This is a genomic window from Croceivirga sp. ABH4_376 (assembly GCF_056160685.1).
Genome location: NZ_JBSWXQ010000001.1, coordinates 782,817 through 801,731, shown reverse-complemented (window position 1 = coordinate 801,731; position 18,915 = coordinate 782,817). Strand labels below are relative to the sequence as shown.

The 18,915-nt window shown below is 37.6% G+C and carries 13 protein-coding genes; 8 read left to right on the top strand and 5 right to left on the bottom strand.

Annotation, left to right across the window (positions count from 1 at the left end; all coding sequences use genetic code 11):
• The first annotated feature begins 14 nt into the window (after positions 1-14).
• From argB to argH, 3 genes are all read left to right on the top strand, one after another.
• A complete protein-coding gene (argB, locus tag ACXAGS_RS03485) occupies positions 15-791 on the top strand; it encodes an acetylglutamate kinase (protein ID WP_474904542.1) in 777 nt (258 codons plus the stop codon).
• Positions 788-1,855: a M20 family metallo-hydrolase gene (locus ACXAGS_RS03480; protein ID WP_474904541.1), complete on the top strand. Its 1,068-nt coding sequence runs from the start codon at positions 788-790 to the stop codon at positions 1,853-1,855. The genes argB and ACXAGS_RS03480 overlap by 4 nt, the downstream gene beginning before the upstream one ends.
• Positions 1,856-1,922: 67 nt before the next feature.
• Positions 1,923-3,203: an argininosuccinate lyase gene (gene argH, locus ACXAGS_RS03475; protein ID WP_474904539.1), complete on the top strand. Its 1,281-nt coding sequence runs from the start codon at positions 1,923-1,925 to the stop codon at positions 3,201-3,203.
• Here argH and ACXAGS_RS03470 read toward each other — a convergent pair.
• Together ACXAGS_RS03470 and ACXAGS_RS03465 are read right to left on the bottom strand one after the other, a co-directional pair.
• Positions 3,200-4,276, bottom strand: coding sequence for an endonuclease/exonuclease/phosphatase family protein (locus tag ACXAGS_RS03470; RefSeq protein ID WP_474904538.1), 1,077 nt, complete (start codon positions 4,274-4,276; stop codon positions 3,200-3,202). The two genes, argH and ACXAGS_RS03470, sit on opposite strands and share 4 nt — an antisense overlap.
• A 2-nt stretch (positions 4,277-4,278) precedes the next feature.
• Entirely contained in the window at positions 4,279-4,431 is a 153-nt protein-coding gene (locus ACXAGS_RS03465) for a hypothetical protein (RefSeq protein ID WP_474904537.1), read from the bottom strand.
• Positions 4,432-4,585: 154 nt separating this feature from the next.
• Here ACXAGS_RS03465 and ACXAGS_RS03460 point away from each other — a divergent pair, with 154 nt between their 5' ends.
• From ACXAGS_RS03460 to ACXAGS_RS03440, 5 genes are all read left to right on the top strand, one after another.
• Positions 4,586-5,116 carry a hypothetical protein gene (locus ACXAGS_RS03460; RefSeq protein ID WP_474904535.1) on the top strand — a complete coding sequence of 177 codons (531 nt, stop codon included), beginning with the start codon at positions 4,586-4,588 and terminating at the stop codon, positions 5,114-5,116.
• Between the two features lie 156 nt (positions 5,117-5,272).
• The gene (locus tag ACXAGS_RS03455; protein ID WP_474904534.1) at positions 5,273-5,809 is read left to right on the top strand and encodes a hypothetical protein; all 537 of its coding nucleotides are present in this window, start codon (positions 5,273-5,275) and stop codon (positions 5,807-5,809) included.
• A 35-nt stretch (positions 5,810-5,844) separates the two neighbouring features.
• Positions 5,845-7,452 (top strand): tetratricopeptide repeat protein, encoded by a 1,608-nt coding sequence (locus ACXAGS_RS03450; RefSeq protein ID WP_474904532.1) that lies wholly within the window; start codon positions 5,845-5,847, stop codon positions 7,450-7,452.
• Between the two features lie 269 nt (positions 7,453-7,721).
• On the top strand, positions 7,722-15,152 hold the full coding sequence (locus tag ACXAGS_RS03445) for a BspA family leucine-rich repeat surface protein (protein WP_474904531.1): 7,431 nt from the start codon (positions 7,722-7,724) through the stop codon (positions 15,150-15,152).
• Positions 15,153-15,155: 3 nt separating this feature from the next.
• Positions 15,156-16,079, top strand: a complete 924-nt coding sequence (locus ACXAGS_RS03440; RefSeq protein WP_474904530.1) for a PorP/SprF family type IX secretion system membrane protein — start codon at positions 15,156-15,158, stop codon at positions 16,077-16,079.
• Here ACXAGS_RS03440 and ACXAGS_RS03435 read toward each other — a convergent pair.
• The 3 genes from ACXAGS_RS03435 to ACXAGS_RS03425 all read right to left on the bottom strand — a co-directional run bounded on the left by ACXAGS_RS03435 (position 16,076) and on the right by ACXAGS_RS03425 (position 18,911).
• Positions 16,076-16,918 (bottom strand): YihY/virulence factor BrkB family protein, encoded by an 843-nt coding sequence (locus tag ACXAGS_RS03435; protein ID WP_474904528.1) that lies wholly within the window; start codon positions 16,916-16,918, stop codon positions 16,076-16,078. The genes ACXAGS_RS03440 and ACXAGS_RS03435 overlap by 4 nt on opposite strands.
• A 166-nt stretch (positions 16,919-17,084) precedes the next feature.
• A complete protein-coding gene (locus ACXAGS_RS03430; protein WP_474904527.1) occupies positions 17,085-17,927 on the bottom strand; it encodes a pseudouridine synthase in 843 nt (280 codons plus the stop codon).
• Positions 17,928-18,005: 78 nt separating this feature from the next.
• Entirely contained in the window at positions 18,006-18,911 is a 906-nt protein-coding gene (locus ACXAGS_RS03425; RefSeq protein WP_474904526.1) for a geranylgeranylglycerol-phosphate geranylgeranyltransferase, read from the bottom strand.
• Positions 18,912-18,915: the final 4 nt, after the last annotated feature.

Genomic DNA, 18,915 nt, shown 5'->3' with positions numbered 1-18,915 from the left:
CTGCTACAAATTAAATGGAAGATTTAAGCATAGTTAAAATTGGTGGTAATATAATTGAGGATAGCGATGAGCTAGACCAGTTTCTTACCCTTTTTGCGCAATTGCCCGGGCATAAGATTCTGGTGCATGGTGGTGGTAAAAAGGCAACCCAGTTGTTACCCAAATTAGGAATAGAACCAAAAATGGTGAACGGCCGCCGTATTACCGATGCAGCAACTTTAGAAGTGGTTACCATGGTTTACGGTGGACTTGTAAATAAAAATGTGGTGGCACAATTGCAGGCTAAAGGTGTAAATGCTATTGGATTAAGTGGTGCGGATGCGAATACCATACAGGCACAAAAGCGCCCCGTTACTGAAATTGATTATGGGTTTGCTGGCGATGTTAAAGGAGTTGATGGAAAAACCATTAGCCAATTGACAAGCATTGGATTAACTCCCGTATTTTGTGCCCTAACGCACAACCAAAAAGGACAATTACTCAACACCAACGCAGACACCATTACCTCAGAAGTTGCCATTGGTCTCAGCGACTTTTACAACACAACCATCTATTATTGTTTTGAATTGGATGGCGTACTAGAAGACATCAACAGAAAAGATTCTGTAATTAAACATATTGATACAACTACTTACGATGCCCTGGTAGCAAAAGGCATTATTGCAGACGGCATGTTGCCTAAGATGCATAATTGTTTTCACGCCCTAAAAAATGGTGTAAAACAAGTTAAAATTGGAAATTTAGGAATGTTTCAAACAGCAAACACCAACTATACAACATTGGTTTTATGAAGTTAGATAAAAAAGCTTTGGGCACAGAAGCCCTAGAATTACTAAAACAATTAATCGCTATTCCTTCTTTTTCTGAAGAAGAAGATGAAACGGCTACATTAATAGACAATTGGTTGCAAGGTCATGGGGTGGCAACCAAAAGACAGTACAATAATATTTATGCTTTTAACAAGTATTATGATGAGAGCAAGCCCAATTTGTTGTTGAATTCCCATCACGATACGGTGAAGCCCAACAAGGCTTATACCAAAGACCCTTTTAATCCGCATATAGAAGATGGTAAATTGTATGGATTAGGAAGTAATGACGCCGGTGGTGCTTTGTGTTCCTTGTTGGCCACTTTTGTACATTTTTATGAGCGTGAAGATTTGAGCTACAATATTATCATGAGCGCAACGGCAGAAGAAGAAGATGCTGGCGATAAAAGTATTTCGGCCTTGTTACCTATTCTTCCAGAGATTGATGTAGCCATAGTAGGTGAGCCAACCCAAATGCAATTGGCTATTGCGGAAAAAGGCTTAGTGGTTTTTGAAGGCACCGTAGAAGGCACACCTTCGCACGCCGCCCACCCTAATGATAATAATGCCATTTACAATACAATAAAAGTGTTGGAATGGTTTAAAAACTATCAATTTGAAAAGGTATCCGATGTTTTAGGCCCCGTAAAAATGACGGTTACCCAAATTAATGCGGGCAGCCAACATAATGTAGTACCCGCTCAAGTTGATTTAGTTATAGATACCCGTGTTAACGATTGTTACACCAATGAGGAAATTAATGAAATGCTACAGCGTGAAGCTCCTTGTAAGCTAAGACCAAGATCGTTAAACTTAAGTAGTAGTTCTATTCCTATTGAGCATCCTTTGGTGCAATCTGGTATTGCTTTAGGTAGAGAAACTTATGGTAGCCCAACACTATCTGACCAAGCAGAACTTAGCTGCCAATCCTTAAAATTAGGCCCTGGTTATAGCCCTAGAAGTCATTCTGCAGATGAGTTTATCTATGTGGATGAAGTGTATGAAGGGGTACAACTTTATATAGATATTTTAGAGGGATTTTTGTAACTCTCCAATAAAAATATAGTACTAGTTAATCACTCATAACTACTAACTAAAATCTAACAACTATAACATGAAACTCTGGGACAAAGGATTCAGTACCGATAAAAAGATAGATACATTTACTGTTGGTAACGACAGGGAGCTCGATTTACTATTAGCCAAGTATGATGTAATCGCCTCTACAGCGCATGCAAAAATGTTGGCCAAAGTAGGATTAATTTCTGATGACGAAGCGAAGCTTTTGGTAAAAGAATTGGCGGCTATTGGTAAATCCATAGAAAAAGGAACCTTTACCATAGAAGACGATTTTGAGGATATGCACTCTAAAATTGAGTACATACTTACCGAAAAACTGGGAGACGTTGGTAAAAAAATTCACACCGCACGCTCTAGAAACGACCAAGTTTTAGTTGCTATGCAATTGTATTTAAAGGCAGAACTTACAGAAATCAAAAGTCAGACCAAGCAGTTGTTCGATTTATTGATGAAACTGGCCGAGAAACATCAAAAAACACTTTTACCCGGTTATACGCACTTGCAGATTGCCATGCCCTCATCTTTTGGATTATGGTTTTCGGCCTATGCAGAGAGTTTAATAGACGATTTGTATTTTGTGCATGCGGCGTATAAAATTGCGGACCAAAATCCGTTAGGTAGTGCAGCAGGCTACGGCAGTTCTTTTCCAATAGATAGAAGTTTTACAACGGCAGAATTGGATTTTGCTACACAAAAGTACAACGTAGTTGCGGCACAAATGGGTCGTGGAAAAGTGGAAAAAGCTACAGCTTTTGGTATCTCTAGTTTGGGGGCCACCTTATCTAAAATGGCTATGGATATTACGCTGTATATGAGCCAGAATTTCAATTTTATCTCTTTTCCAAATGAGCTTACTACGGGTAGTAGCATAATGCCACATAAAAAGAATCCGGATGTATTTGAGTTGATACGTGCCAAATGCAATAAAGTACAAGCTACGCCCAATCAGTTAATCTTAATTATGAATAATCTACCTAGTGGATATCATAGGGATTTGCAGTTGGTAAAAGAAGTAATAGTACCTGCTATACAGGACATGAAAGCTTGTTTAGAAATGCTACACTTTAGTTTGAAGGAAATAAAAGTGAATGCAGATATTTTAAGTGACACCAAATACGATTACCTCTTTAGTGTTGATACGTTGAATGAAATGGTTAAGAGTGGTATGCCTTTTAGAGATGCTTACAAAACCATGGGGAAGGCCATAGAAAACGGCAATTTTAAACCCAAAAGAGATATTAAACACACACACGAAGGTAGTTTGGGGAATTTGTGTTTAGAAGAAATTAAAAAGAAAATGGAAGCTATCACCTAATGGCTAGCTGTTTGGCTGGTTTTTTTCTCTGATATTTGTTCAAAAGCTTTCGCAATTTCCTCTTTAGAAGGTGGCGGAAGCTTTTGTTCTTCTGCCAATTTAGGTTCTAAAGAAAGTTTTGCGTAAAATGGATAGTGGTCAGAGCCAACATCGGCACCACGTTCTATTTGCATCACCCTAAAATCCGCAGAGGTAAATACATGGTCTAAGGGCCACCGCATTAACCAACTATTGGCGTTGTAGGTATTAAAAAATCCTCTTCCTTTCCGCATATCTAGCAGCCCACTAACTTTTTGAAATAATGCTGTAGTTTCTGACCATGCAACATCATTAAAATCGCCTAAAACAATAACAGGGCATTCTGTTTTACGGGTTAACTGGGTAATTTTCATCATCTCTGCATCCCTATCTACAGAAGACGGATTGTGCTGTGGTGTGGGCGGTGCGGGATGTATGGCGAATAATTGAACGGTATCTTTTGCGTCTATAATTAGTTTAGTATGTATAGACGGTATAGTGTCTTCTACCAGATACTTTACTTTTGTTTCGTACAACGGATGCTTTGAGAACAGCAACATTCCATAGGTATTTTCTTTTGGTACTAAGACCGAATACTTATACGCTGCTTCTAATTTGTTCACTAAGGCGTTTTTCCACCTCTCATTGGTTTCGGTCAACAAAACCACATCAGACTGGTATTTTGAAACGTCTTTTACTACCGCTTCTATTTTTTTGTTTTTCTGCAATACATTAGCGGCATAAACACTCAAAGAAGTGCTAGGATTACTACTTGCATTGGCCATTTCTATATCTGCAAAAGCTGTGTAGGGATAAATTTTTACGCTTTGAAACAGAAAGCACCCAAGAAGCGCTAAAACCACAGCGTAATCCGATTTGCTTTTTAAATCGAACTTGATAGAATAAAAAGCCAAGGCGAAAAGAGTTAGCAATGCTATTTGTAAATGTGGAAAATCCCAAATACGAACGTACCACTGGTTAAAAGATAAATAGGGAAACAAGGTTAATAGAATAACCAGAATGGCAAAAACCCATAAAATCCATTTTACTATCATCTTTATTGCTCTTGCGTTACTTCCGTTTTATGTTGATTTCTATTTTTAAGGTAGGTATAACCCAGGTATCCCAACTGGGCACCAACCAATAATATCTTCACCTTTTTACTTTTAGCAAATACTTTTGCAATGCTTAATAACGAACCTGCTTTCATGTTTTTATTTACAATATAGCAGTGCATTAATTTATAATTTACTGTATATCAAAATAGTATTAACTCTTTTAATCAACTATCGCCATTTTTAACGGAAAACAGGGACTAGTAAATTAACAGTCCGTATTATTTTTACAGCAAAACAAAACCAGTCATGAAAAACTTACTTTTATTCCTTTGTCTAGGTGTACTCATTACCTCTTGTAACTTTACATCTGCAGAAAATTACTTTGATAGAGCTGCATTAAACAGCAATAAACTTGTTGGCTTTGGAAGCAATGATTTAATACGATACATTGAACTAAAAGAAACCAATACCTTATTTGTGGTTAATGGAAATAAAGTAGAACCTACATCTAAAGTAGAAGAATACATAAAAGGATATGTAATACCCGATATTGAAACAAATATTGAAACGATTAAAGCGCTAAAAGCAACTGAAGAAACCAAAGAAATGATAGCAAAAAGTTTGGAGGTATTTGAATACGCCAAGAACACCTATTCCAGCGAATATATTGCTATTGCCAAAATGATAGATAATAATGATTCTGCAGATGCAATAAACCTAGAGCTTGTTAAACTAGATAGTTTAAAAGCCCCAAGGTTTGATGTTTTACATTCAGAATTGTGGGCCTTGGCATTGCCCTATGCAGAAGCCAATAACATTGAGGTAATTACCCATTAATAAAAAACAAATTGTTCAAAAACCGACCTAGCGTCGGTTTTTTTTTGTTTAACCTTTAGCAAAAATCACACTATTCCGTTAAGGACAAACCCCTGAAAACAGGGATTGATCCATGTTGGCTCCAAGGTAATTTTACAACCACAAAAACCAACAACAATGACACGTTTTTTCACGTCCACTTTAGTTTTATTATTCATTACGTTTACCAGCTGTAAAACACAATCTCCAGATTTATACTACAGTAAAACCACAAAGTCTACGGATATATTCTGGGGTTTTGGAAGTAAAGACCTTAAAAGTTTTATAGAATTTAGAGATGCTAATAATTTGGTAGCCATTCAAAACAACAGAAAGGTTAAGACCATTAGCATACAAGAGCATATCGAGACATTTTTAATTCCTAATGTTGAAAGCTACATAACCGAAATTGAGAGTTTAAAACCAACAGAAGAAACCAAAGACATGATTAATGCATCTTTGGCCCTTTATAATTTTGCCCATGAAACTTACAAAAACGATTATATAGCTATTGCCCAGCTCATTGATAATAGAGAAGATGCTAGTACAATACAAGATTTAATGATTCATTTAGACCAAGAAAAACGAAAAAAATTAAAGTCGTTATACCAAGATTTAATGCAAACCTCTATGCCCTATGCACAGCAACATGATTTAACAGTTAGCAGGTTTTAACTATATTTAGTTTTACTTTAAAGATTTAATTTTAAATGAGATTAGCCCCCAACTTATTTATTTTACTCTTTTTAGGTCAATTATTTATTTACGGACAGGAAGTTGATACCTTAAATAACAACATAGACCAAAAAGCCAATAGCTATCTTAAAAGGCTACAAACGGCATATTCCAATGGTGACTATGAACAGCATAAGCTATTGAGCGATTCTCTTGTACTCCTTGGCAAAACCAACCAAAACACCAAATTTCAAGTACTTGGCATGGTTAACCAAGCTATTTATTTTAATAACCGGGCACAACAAGATAAAGCAATAACACTTTATAGAAATGCATTGGAATTATGTGATGCGTCACCGGACGATTACAGGTCTAAAATTATTGTATTGGTAAATCTTGGTAATGTTTATACCGCTATTGGATCGCATAATAAAGCAATTAATGCAATGGAAACCGTGTTGTCACTTTTAGACGCATATGAAGACAACCCCAAAATTAGAGCATCTGCCTATAACGGTCTTGCTAATAATTACCAAAAACTTGGACAGTTAGATAAAGTGTTGGAATATCATGAGAGAACCAAGGAATTAGGTTTGGTTATTGATAATGAAATAATTGTAGCTACCGCTTTTAATAGTATTAGTGAATTACATTTTAAAGAAAATAAATATGAAAAAGCTAAACTTGCCGCAGTAGAAGGCTTAAAACTTAAGCATACGGCTGCACCTACAAAAGAACGTGCTTGGTTACTCACCCAGCTGGCATTAGCTAAATGGAAACTTGGAGAAGTTGAAGCATCCATAACATTATTGGAGGAAGCTGCCAACATAGCCAAAACTAAAAAACTTCAACAAATTGAAGCGGAAACCTATTTACATCTAAGCGAAGTTTTAAAAGCTACCGGTAATCTAGAAGAAACCAGAAAGGCTAAAGAACAGTATTTACAGATACAAAATGAGATTTTAGCAACCCAGCAAGATGCCATAAAAGTTGATTTACAAAAAGATCTTTCCGCAAAAAATGCAATTATAAAAGATAAGGACCGTGCAATCTTTGACTTGGCGCAAAATGAAAGTAAGTTTAAAAAATTCAGTTTGGTTTTTGGTGGTTGTTTGGTTTTATTGGGTTCGTTATTGTTGTTTTATAGAATTAAAACCAAAAAACAGAATGAACAATTGAGAGAACAATTTTATGTGCTTCAAAAAGAAACGGAAGAGCCTTTGGATGCTCAAAAAAAAGCCTCAAAAACAGAAACCAAACACCAACTTTCCTATAAGAGCTCTTCTATTAATGAAGAAGATTTTGAAGCATACAAGACAAGATTAACTACACATATAAAAAATAATAGACCTTATTTGGATAGCGAACTATCACAAAAAGATTTAGCGGAACAAATTAACATTAGCAGCCATCATCTTTCCGAAGTTTTAAATAAAGGATTTAATCAAAACTTTTACAATTTCATAAATTCTTATCGCATACTTGCTGCGCAAGAAATGCTAAAGAACAAAAAGCATAAAGAGACCAAACTTATAGCCATTGCGTTTGATTCTGGGTTTAAAAGCAAAACTACCTTTAACCGATTGTTTAAAAATTACACTGGCCTTACCCCTTCTGAATACAGAAATAAGTTCTTGGGGTAACCCTTAATTCAACTACATTTTAAAAAAACATGTACCACTCGTCCGAGTGGTACAAATAACATACTACTTGGCTTTTCTACGCCGTTAACCAAAAAAACAGAGACAGCGATTTTCTGGTTAAGGTTAGCCGGTTATTTTAAAAAACCCTGTTTACGGGGTAACCCTCAAACCACAGTAAGACATAGTTTTACAACAAAACCAACGGTGGTTTGTACGGCAAAAAAATAACACCCTCTAATTATCGTTGTTACCAAACCAAACCTAAGTATATGTTTAAAAAATTACTTTTCAGTTGTATTTTTTTACTTGTAGTAAATGTACATGGTCAGTCTTTTAGATCTATATGGAATACCAACAATACAGAATCGGGGTCTTCTGCAAATAACCAAGTTACCATACCTACTAACCCAGCCTACACTACGTATAATTATGATGTTGATTGGGGAGACGGCAACATAGATACCGGAGTTACCGGCAACATAACCCACACGTATGCAACTGCTGGCACGTATACTATAGAAATTAGTGGCACCTTTCCATCTATCTATTTTAACGATGAAAACGCCAGTGATAAACTAAAAATCATTGAAATTTTGGCTTGGGGAACCATACAATGGCAAACCATGGAAAATGCCTTTTTTGGTTGCGAAAACTTAAATTTTGATGCCATTGATGCACCAGACCTATCTCAGGCAACTACGCTACAAAACATGTTTAGAGATTGTTATTCTTTTAACGGCATAGTTAATAATTGGGATGTAAGTACCATAACCAATATATCAGGATTGTTTCAAGAATGTTCCATTTTTAATCGACCATTAGACCTGTGGAACACGGCCAATATCACGGATATGTCTTACACATTTCACAGAGCAAGGGCATTTAATGAACCTTTGGACAATTGGAATGTTGCATCGGTTACAGATATGGAGTATTTCTTATCAGAAGCTTCTTCTTTTAACCAAAATATTAATAATTGGAACATCTCCAATCTTACCAATTTAATTGGAACATTTAGATACACAGGCCGTTTTAACCAACCACTGAACAATTGGGACGTTAGCAATATCACAGATTTAACTGGTACATTTCAAGGTTCCGCATTTAATAGACCCATAAACAATTGGAATGTGAGTAATGTAGTTTCAATGGAAGCCACTTTCAGGGAATCACAGTTTAATCAACCTTTAAACTTATGGAATGTAAGTAATGTAACCAATATGTCTCAAATGTTTCATAGAAATCGAACATTTGACCAACCCATAAACAATTGGAACGTAAGCAACGTTACGGACATGTCCGAGATGTTTGATGGTTGGATATGGGGTGCTGTTTTTAACCAACCCTTGGATAATTGGGATGTAAGTAACGTAACAGACATGGAATACATGTTTAGAGATAACTACGCATTTAATCAAGACATCAGTATGTGGAATGTTAGTGGGGTAACCAACATGCGAGGTATGTTCGAAGAAAACCCAGCTTTTAATCAAAATATAGACAACTGGGACGTTAGCAATGTTACGAATATGAGTTCTATGTTTAACGAAGCAACCGCTTTTAACCAACCCTTAAACTCATGGAATATAAGTAGTGTTACAGCAATTGAAGGTATGTTCTTTGGTGCAACGGTATTTAACCAACCCTTAGATAACTGGGATGTATCTGGTATTAATAGCCTAAGAGATATGTTCAGATTGGCAACAGATTTTAATCAGGACATTAGCACATGGAACGTTTCCAATGTAACACGATTTACCGCTATATTTTTAAATGCGAGTTCCTTTAATCAAAATCTAGCCAATTGGAATATTGCTAACGCCACTCAAATGAATAACATGCTTTCTAACAGTGGTTTATCACAAGAAAACTATGATAACATCTTAATTGGTTGGGCAGGCCAAGCCGTTCAGAATGGGGTTAGTTTAGGTGCTAACGGACTACAATATTGCGATGCATTAAATCAAAGGCAAGGATTAATAGATACCAACGGTTGGACTATTACTGGAGACAGTGTAAACTGTTCTTATGTACTTTGTACGGAAATTACCATGCCGGCAGCAGGAGATACTATGACACCTGCCAATAGTGATATTAGATGGAACCCAGCACCAAATGCGGACGGGTATCGAATTACCCTAGAAATTGAACGTGGCGGTAATAGAAACTACGCTTCTTTAAGCGGGAATACTTTAAACAACTATGATGTAGGTAATGTGGTTGGTCTTAGTTTTTCCAATGAATTTCAGGCTGGTGATACGGTTTATGTCACCGTAGTACCCTATAATGCCGAAGGTCCCGCAACAGGTTGCCAAGAACTATCGTTTACCGTGGTTGAAAGTTGGGTAAATAGTCCAGATGCCTTTAAATTAACTTACGATACTAGCATAACAGAATCTGGCTCAACACCTGCCAATCAGTTAAAAATTGAAGCTAATACCGGTTATCCAGATTATCTAACCTACAACTATTCTATTGATTGGGGAGATGGACAATATAATAATAATGTTACTGGCGAAATTATACATACATACTTAACTCCTGGTGTTTATACCGTAGCTATTATTGGAGATTTTCCTGCTCCTTACCATTGGGTTAGCAATTCTGACCATATTAAACTTATTTCTATAGATCAATGGGGAACCCAAGTTTGGCAATCTATGAATTATGCATTTTACGGTTGTAGCAATATGGAATACAATGCTACAGATGTCCCCAATCTTTCTCAAGTAGAGATAGCCTCCAGTATGTTTGCAGGTTGTCACCTATTTGATGGCGCAATAGACAATTGGGATGTTAGTAACTTAACTAATATGAGTAGCATGTTTATATCTACACATATTTTTAATCAGCCACTAAACAGTTGGGATACCAGCAATGTTACCAATATGAGTGGAATGTTTGGGGCTGCTCAATTATTTAACCAACCTTTGGACAATTGGGATGTTAGCCAAGTTACCAACATGAATTTTATGTTCGCCCGAACAGATGATTTTAACCAAGATTTGAGTAGTTGGGATACTGGTAATGTTACGGATATGGCACGCATGTTTCAAAGCTCAGCGGCTTTTGATCAACCTATAAATAGTTGGAATGTAAGTCAGGTAACCAATATGTCAGAAATGTTCCAAAGAGCAGAAGTATTTAACCAACCACTAGATAACTGGAATACGGCAAATGTAACGGATATGTCTGCTATGTTCTATGACGCGGAACTGTTTAACCAAGACATCAATAGTTGGGATGTATCATCTGTTACAGATATGACCCAAATGTTCTACGACGCAACGGCATTTGACCAACCACTGAATAATTGGAATGTTAGTGCTGTTACCACTATGAATTCCATGTTTTCTAGAGCTGAGGCTTTTAATCAAAATATTGATAGCTGGAACGTAACTAACGTAACTAACATGAGTAACATGTTTAATTATGCCATCTCTTACAACCAACCCATGAACAATTGGGATGTGAACTCTGTTGTAAACATGAGCGGTATGTTCAGGGGCGCTCAAGTATTTAACCAACCCTTAGACAATTGGGACGTTAGTGCTGTTGCGAATATGAGTGCTATGTTTGAACATGCCGAAGTGTTTAATCAGCCAATCAATACTTGGAATGTAAGTTCGGTAACCCTTATGCCCTCCATGTTCGAATCAGCTTTAGCATTTAATCAACCCTTGAGCAATTGGAACGTAGGGGTAGTCACCAATTTCGATTCCATGTTCAAAGAAGCAGAGGCTTTTAACCAACCCCTTAATTCTTGGGATACCGGTGAGGCTCAAAACATGCAAGAAATGTTCTATGGTGCCATTGTTTTTGACCAAGATATTTCTGGTTGGAATACTTCCTTTGTAACTACCATGCAAGAAATGTTTAGAGAAGCTAGTGCTTTTAACCAATCTTTAAACGCATGGAACGTGGCCTCGGTAACCACTATGCGTGGCATGTTCCAAGAAGCAACTTCCTTTAACAGCTCCATAAATGATTGGAATGTTAGGGCAGTAACTACCATGCAAGATATGTTCAATGGCGCTAGTAGTTACAACCAAAGTTTAAATAATTGGCGGGTAAACGGGGTAACCAATATGGAGAGGATGTTCTTTGGTGCAAGTGCGCTAGATCAATCTTTTGACCAATGGTTAATTGGCACCGTTTCTATGAGAGATATGTTTCATGATGCCACTTCGTTTAATCGATATTTAGGCGATTGGAATATAGAAAATGTAACCAACATGCAAGGCATGTTGGATGATACGGCACTCACAAGAGAAAACTACGATAATACCTTAATCGCTTGGTCTGAACAAAACCCTACCCCAGGTATTAACCTTGGAGCCAATACACTACCCTATTGTGATGCAGTTGAAGAACGCCAATCTATGATAGACAATTTTGGATGGATATTTTCTGGTGATGTTCTCGATTGTCCTATTCCCGATTGTACCCAATTGGTTGCACCCTTAAATGGAGCTGTGGATGTTCCTGTTAATACGAACATTACTTGGGAAGCGGTTCAATTTGCTCGGGAATACAAATTATTTGTTGGCACATCACCAGGAGGAACAGATATCTTAAATAACGAAGTGGTAGTGAATAACACCTCATTTGAATTTGCTGCGGATTTTAACCCAGGTGTTACGGTTTATGTAACCATAATCCCATCTAATGAAAATGGCGATGCGGTTGGACCTTGTACAGAGGAGAGTTTTACCGTAACCAATAACCCACCAACTGCTCCAGATTGCACGAACCTTACCTTACCGTTAAACAATGCTACCGATGTTTCTTTTGATAGCGATTTAAATTGGACTATTGTAAGCAATGCAGATGGATATAGAATCAATGTAGGTACGACCTCTGGAGGCACGGATTTAGTTAACAATGAAGATGTGGGTAATGTAACCGAATATGATTTTTCTGCGGATTTACCAGAAGACACTTTAATTTATGTAACCATTTTCCCTTACAATGACGTTGGGCCAGCTATTGGTTGTACTGAAGAGTCTTTTAGAACGGAGTTTATTCCAGTTCCCCCATCATGTACTACAATTACTAGCCCTGCGAACGGGGCAGTAAATGTTGCTGTTGATACGGGTTTAAGCTGGAATGCAGTTGCAGACGCTACCGGATATTTAGTAAGTGTAGGCACCACCTCCGGTGGTATAGAAGTAGTAAATAATATAGATGTTGGCAATACCACCACATACGCCTTTGGTTCAGACCTGCAAGCAAACAGAATGCATTACGTTCGTATTATCCCATACAATGCTGTAGGAGATGCTACAGGGTGTTCGGAAGAATCATTTACTACGGGAGCCGGAACGTTATCTGACCCACCTAACTGTACCTCATTGAGCGAGCCATTAAACGCTGCCACAGATGTGGCTATTGGAACAAACATTAGTTGGAATGCAGCTACCAATACAGATGGCTACTACCTTACTGTAGGTACTGCCTCTGGTGGTAATGATATTTTGAATAATGAGGACGTGGCTGGGACTACTTTTGACCTGCCCAACGATTTACCGGAGAACACACAGATATTCGTGACAATAGTACCATATAATTCCTTCGGAAGCGCTACCGGGTGTACCGAAGAATCCTTTACCACCGAAACCCTGCCTACTGTTCCCAGCTGTACCAGTTTGAGTTCACCGCTTAATGCAGCTACGGACGTTTCAATTGCTATCGATTTAAGTTGGAATGCTGTGGCGAATGCTGACGGTTATTACGTAACCGTGGGCACTACTTCTGGAGGAAATGACATTTTAGACAATGAAGATGTGACAGGCTCTACTTTTGACCTACCCAACGATTTGCCTGAAAACACACAGTTATTCGTTAGCCTAGTTCCATATAATGCGGTAGGAAATGCTACAGGATGTACCGAAGAATCCTTTACAACGGAAACTTTACCTACCTTACCTGCATGTACCCAATTGAGTCATCCCTTAAACGGGGCGACGGAAACTTCCATTTCAACCGACCTTAGTTGGAATACCATTGCAAATGCGGATGGGTACTACTTAACCGTGGGCACCACCTCTGGTGGTAATGATATTTTGGATAATGAGGACGTGTCTGGGACTACTTTTGACCTAGCAGCCGATTTACCGGAGAATACCGAAATATTCGTGGCGATTGTACCTTATAACGGTGTAGGTAATGCAACAGGTTGTACTGAAGAATCCTTTACCACAGAGACCGTGGCTACTGTTCCAAATTGTACTAGTTTAAGTGCACCGCTTAATGCAGCTACGGACGTTTCTATCTCAACGGATTTAAGTTGGAATGCTGTGGCCAATGCTGATGGCTATTTCGTAACCGTGGGTACCACTTCAGGAGGAAATGATATTTTGGATAACGAGGATGTCACAGGCTCTACCTTTGACCTACCCAACGATTTACCTGAAAACACACAGATATTCGTGACCCTAGTTCCGTACAATGTTGTAGGAGATGCTACAGCTTGTACCGAGGAATCCTTTACCACGGAGACCGTGGCTACCATTCCTAATTGTACTAGTTTGAGTTCACCACTTAATGCAGCCACGGACATTTCAATTGCTACGGATTTAAGTTGGAATGTTGTGGCCAATGCTGATGGCTATTACGTAACCGTGGGTACCACTTCAGGAGGAAATGATATTTTGGATAACGAGGATGTCACAGGCTCTACCTTTGACCTGCCCAACGATTTACCTGAAAACACGGAAATATTCGTAACTATTGTTCCGTATAACAGTGTGGGTAACGCTACAGCTTGTACTGAGGAATCCTTTACCACCGAAACCGTGGCTACTATTCCTAGTTGTACGAGTTTAAGTGCTCCACTTAATGGGTCAACGGACGTTTCAATTGCTACCGATTTAAGTTGGAATACTGTGGCCAATGCTAATGGCTATTTCGTAACCGTGGGTACCACTTCAGGAGGTAATGATATTTTGGATAATGAAGATGTGGCTGGGACTACTTTTGACCTGCCCAACGATTTACCGGAGAATACACAGATATTCGTGACTCTAGTTCCGTACAATGCTGTAGGAGATGCCACCGGTTGTTCCGAAGAATCGTTTACTACCGAAACCGTGGCTACTATTCCTAGTTGTACGAGTTTAAGTGCTCCACTTAATGGGTCAACGGACGTTTCAATTGCTACCGATTTGAGTTGGAACGCTGTAGCAAATGCAGATGGATACTACTTGATCATAGGAACAACTGCTGGTGGTGCTGAAATAGTTCCTAGAACTGATGTTGGTATGTTAACGGAATATTTATTTTCAGAAAACTTACCATATAATCAGGAAATTTACGTAACAATAACTCCTTACAATGCCTTAGGAGATGCTGAAAATTGCAGTATAGACTCCTTTGTTACGGAAGAAGAACCAGAAGAAGAAAAAGTTGCTTCTAAATATGGTTTTTCTCCAGATGGTGACGGAGTTAACGAATTCTGGGAAATCAACGGTATAGAAGCTTATCCTGAAAACACCGTATTTATCTATAACAGATGGGGAGACCTTGTCTTTAAAATTGATGGCTACAACAATACGGACAAAGTGTTCAACGGACAGGCAAACCAACTTACGGGATTAGGGGCCGACCAACTACCAGAGGGCACCTATTTCTTCAAGATAATCTTACCAGAAAATCACAACCTACAAACAACCAAAGGCTTTGTTGTCTTAAAAAGATAAGCTATGAACCAAATAAAAAAACTAATTTACTTAGCTATTGTAATAGCAGGAATAAACTATTCTTTCTGCCAGCAAACACCTGTATTTGCAGAATATAATGCAAATCCGTTCTTGATAAACCCTGCCTATTCGGGCTCCTTTACTGGAACGGAGGCCGTATTGAGTAATTCTGGGTTTGGCAGTGAAATACAAAACACGCCCAAAAACCTAACGTTTAGCTTTAGCGCCCCTTTACAGCAAGGTAAAATGGGGCTAGGCGCAGCTATAATTTCAGACGAAATAGGCGTCACAAAAGCAACACAGGCGTTTGCCGCATATTCGTATAAACTATTTTTTGATTGGAAAAAAAACAGACCCTATTGGCAGGTTTTTGAACGAACAGTGCTCTCTTTTGGCGTAACGGCAGGAGTGCTTAGTTATAATGAAGACCTTTTAAGCTTGCAAATACAGAACGATTCCAATTTTTCCGAGAATATAAATGAGACCTTACCTATGGCAGGACTAGGTTTCCTTTTTGGACATGAAAACTTTTTTGCGGGTATATCCGCACCAAATATTTTAGGAGATACCTTTGCCAATTCCCAAAACCTAAACCTTACACGACCTATTTATGGCTATTTGGGTTATCATTTCATCACTAACAAATACGACCCAACCTACATAATGAAACCAAGCGTTTTGCTTAAACACGAAGCGGGGGCTCCCTTTCAAATAGATGCCAACGTATCCGTAAGCTATAAAAATATAGTAGAAGTAGGTGCGGGCTTTAGAAGCAGCAGTAGTTTAAATTTATTCGCCGGTCTTTATGCCTTTAAAAACTTTAGGGTATTATACAATTACTCTAGCGCAAACTCTAATTCACCCTTGGGAAATTTTCATGGTATAGTGTTGAATTATAGAGGTGGCAGGGGTTTTGCTTTTGATTAATCCAAACTAGAATCAGTTAGGTATTTATCTTGAAATACTTTGGTGAAATTAGCCCCAAAAAATACGATTAAACTTGAATAAGAGACCCAAAGCATTACCAATATGACAGAGCCTGCTGTTCCGTAGGTAGAACTGGGCTCTGCTTCGCTAAAATAGAATGCCAAAACGTATTTGCCTATCAGGAACAAAATTGCGGTTAATATGGCTCCCCTACTTACGGCTTTCCAAGGAACTACCGTGCTGGGAAGGTATTTGAACATAGCTGCAAACAAGAGTGATATAAATACAAAGGAGAACAAGAAATCTACGACCATGGCCCACCTAAGATCTACAATGCTAAATAAACTAGATAATTGTTCTGAAAATACGGATAGCAAAGAGGTTAAAATAAAGCTGATTAACAACAGAAAACCAAGTATTAATATAAACCCCAAACCTTTTATTCTACCAACAAACATGGCAATTATGCCATTGGCATAATTGGTTTTAGCGTTCCAAATTTCGTTTAGGGAGTTTTGTAATTGGTAAAAAACACCTGTTGCGCCATATAACAAAATACCTACACCCAATATTGTGGTTGTCAAAGAAGTATTTTCATCACCTTTATTGGCAATCATATTCTGAATGGCCATTGCGGTGTCTGGACCTAAGGCCGAAGCAATTTCACCAAATAATTTCCCGTGAACCAAGTCTTTTTCCCAAACAGAACCTACTAAATTAAGTACCATAATTAAAAATGCTGGTAAGGATAAAATAGCATAATAGGCGGTAACCGCACTAAGCTTAAATGGGTCTTTGTCTATCCAAGACAAATAGGTTTCCTTAAGCAAAAATGGCATGTGCTTCCACTTAAAGGAGCTGTTTTTTTCTGGTTTTTTAAATAGTATATGTAACCAATTCTTCACATTAGGAAAAGTACTATATAATCCCAATTTTAATTAGCGCAAAACCATAAAAGGCGACTTCAATACATAAAAAAACCGACGTTTAAGCCGGTCTTTAAATTTATCGTATCATTCCAAGATTAATCACCTCTTGTTCGGTTAGAAAACGCCAATGGCCTCTTGGTAAATCTTTTTTGGTAAGTCCGGCAAATACCACACGGTCTAGCTTAACAACGGTATAACCCAGATGTTCAAATATGCGACGAACAATTCTATTCTTACCAGAATGTATTTCAATACCTACTTCTTTTTTGGTTGCTCCTTGAACATAACTTACCTCATCTACAGTGATAGATCCGTCTTCTAAGGTTAGTCCTTCCATTATTTGCTGCAAATCTCGCATGGTAAGGGCCTTGTCTAAATGCACATGGTATATTTTACGTACGTTATGTTTTGGATGGGTTAACTTTTTAGCCATCTCACCATCATTGGTGAACAACAATAAACCCGTGGTATTTCTATCCAAACGGCCAACAGGGTATAATCTATTTTTAGACGCACTAGAAACCAATTCCATTACTGTTCTTCTGCCTTTATCATCAGAAGTAGTGGTAATAAAGTTTTTAGGTTTGTTTAAAAGAACATATTCTTTTTTCTCTGGATTTAACCTTCTACCGTCAAAACGAACATCATCAGATTTCTTTACCTTATAACCAAGTTCTGTTACCGGTTTACCGTTTACCGTAACGTTACCAGCTGCAATAAAAGTATCTGCTTCTCTACGCGAGCAAATACCTGCATTGGCTATATACTTGTTTAAACGAATTAAATCTGGATTACTATTAGTCTTTTGTGGAGCAGCCTTCTTAGGTCTTGGTCCGCCTTTAGTAAAAGGTTTCTTCTTAAAATTGCCTCCTTTGTTGTTAGAAGGTCTACGATTGCGTTCGTTGTCTGATTTTCTCATCAGTCTTTAAATTTTTTGCAAATGTAGTTGATAAAAGATAGCAACTAATACTATTATCAATTATTTGGCTATTCTTTTCTAAATCACCTTATTTAGAACTAAATCTACATCTATTAATAAAATACTAAAAACGCCAAGAACTATAATAAGTTTAAGTAGGTTATGTATATAAACATACTGTTTTTTAGAAGTGCCTCTAAAGAGGAGTACCAATACTGCCAAAATTAAACCAATACACAAATAAAAATACAAATACATGTAGCCCACTTTAAAATCATGTATTAATAAATAGGCCGGTATAATTGTAAGTAATAATAGACTGCCAATTAATAGTTTAGCCTTAGAAACTCCGTATACAATAGCAAAAGTTTTATAGTTCTGGGCAATATCTCCTGCCAAGTTTTCTAAATCTTTTATCATTTCCCTAGATAGAATAAGTAAGAATAAAAAGATGGCATGAACGAAGATTACAGCCTCGAAATTTTTATAGTACACAAAAACGACAAAGAATGGAGAAATGGCTAGGGTAGCAGAAACTAAATTTCCTACAAGCGGAATCCGTTTTAACTTGTGTGAGTAGATCCAGATACCAAAAATATAGGCAGAAAAAAACAGCACGGCCTTAAACGATATATAACTGGCCGCAACTACGGATACAAAATTTAAAACAAAATAGGTAGTTAACTTAAACTTTTGGCTTACCAAGCGGTCTAGCATACTCTTGGTAGGCTTGTTAATTAAATCCTTTTCCGCATCATAAAAGTTATTTATAATGTAACCAGCGGCAATTACCAAGGCAGATGCGGTGACAATTAAAAAGAGGTTAATATCTAAAACCACTTTTCTTAACGGCCAATCCGGAGCCAATATATAGACACTGGCCAAGTACTGCGCCAAGGTAATTATAAGCACGTTATACCCTCTTACAACAGAGAATAAACTTAATAATTTAAATAAAAGGAGTTTGTTTTTTCGGCTTAGCATAGTC

Coding starts and splice junctions, on each gene's coding strand:
- argB (WP_474904542.1), top strand. CDS start 15: ATGGAAGATTTAAGCATAGTTAAAATTGGTGGTAATATAATTGAGGAT.
- ACXAGS_RS03480 (WP_474904541.1), top strand. CDS start 788: ATGAAGTTAGATAAAAAAGCTTTGGGCACAGAAGCCCTAGAATTACTA.
- argH (WP_474904539.1), top strand. CDS start 1,923: ATGAAACTCTGGGACAAAGGATTCAGTACCGATAAAAAGATAGATACA.
- ACXAGS_RS03470 (WP_474904538.1), bottom strand. CDS start 4,276: ATGATAGTAAAATGGATTTTATGGGTTTTTGCCATTCTGGTTATTCTA.
- ACXAGS_RS03465 (WP_474904537.1), bottom strand. CDS start 4,431: ATGAAAGCAGGTTCGTTATTAAGCATTGCAAAAGTATTTGCTAAAAGT.
- ACXAGS_RS03460 (WP_474904535.1), top strand. CDS start 4,586: ATGAAAAACTTACTTTTATTCCTTTGTCTAGGTGTACTCATTACCTCT.
- ACXAGS_RS03455 (WP_474904534.1), top strand. CDS start 5,273: ATGACACGTTTTTTCACGTCCACTTTAGTTTTATTATTCATTACGTTT.
- ACXAGS_RS03450 (WP_474904532.1), top strand. CDS start 5,845: ATGAGATTAGCCCCCAACTTATTTATTTTACTCTTTTTAGGTCAATTA.
- ACXAGS_RS03445 (WP_474904531.1), top strand. CDS start 7,722: ATGTTTAAAAAATTACTTTTCAGTTGTATTTTTTTACTTGTAGTAAAT.
- ACXAGS_RS03440 (WP_474904530.1), top strand. CDS start 15,156: ATGAACCAAATAAAAAAACTAATTTACTTAGCTATTGTAATAGCAGGA.
- ACXAGS_RS03435 (WP_474904528.1), bottom strand. CDS start 16,918: ATGCCATTTTTGCTTAAGGAAACCTATTTGTCTTGGATAGACAAAGAC.
- ACXAGS_RS03430 (WP_474904527.1), bottom strand. CDS start 17,927: ATGAGAAAATCAGACAACGAACGCAATCGTAGACCTTCTAACAACAAA.
- ACXAGS_RS03425 (WP_474904526.1), bottom strand. CDS start 18,911: ATGCTAAGCCGAAAAAACAAACTCCTTTTATTTAAATTATTAAGTTTA.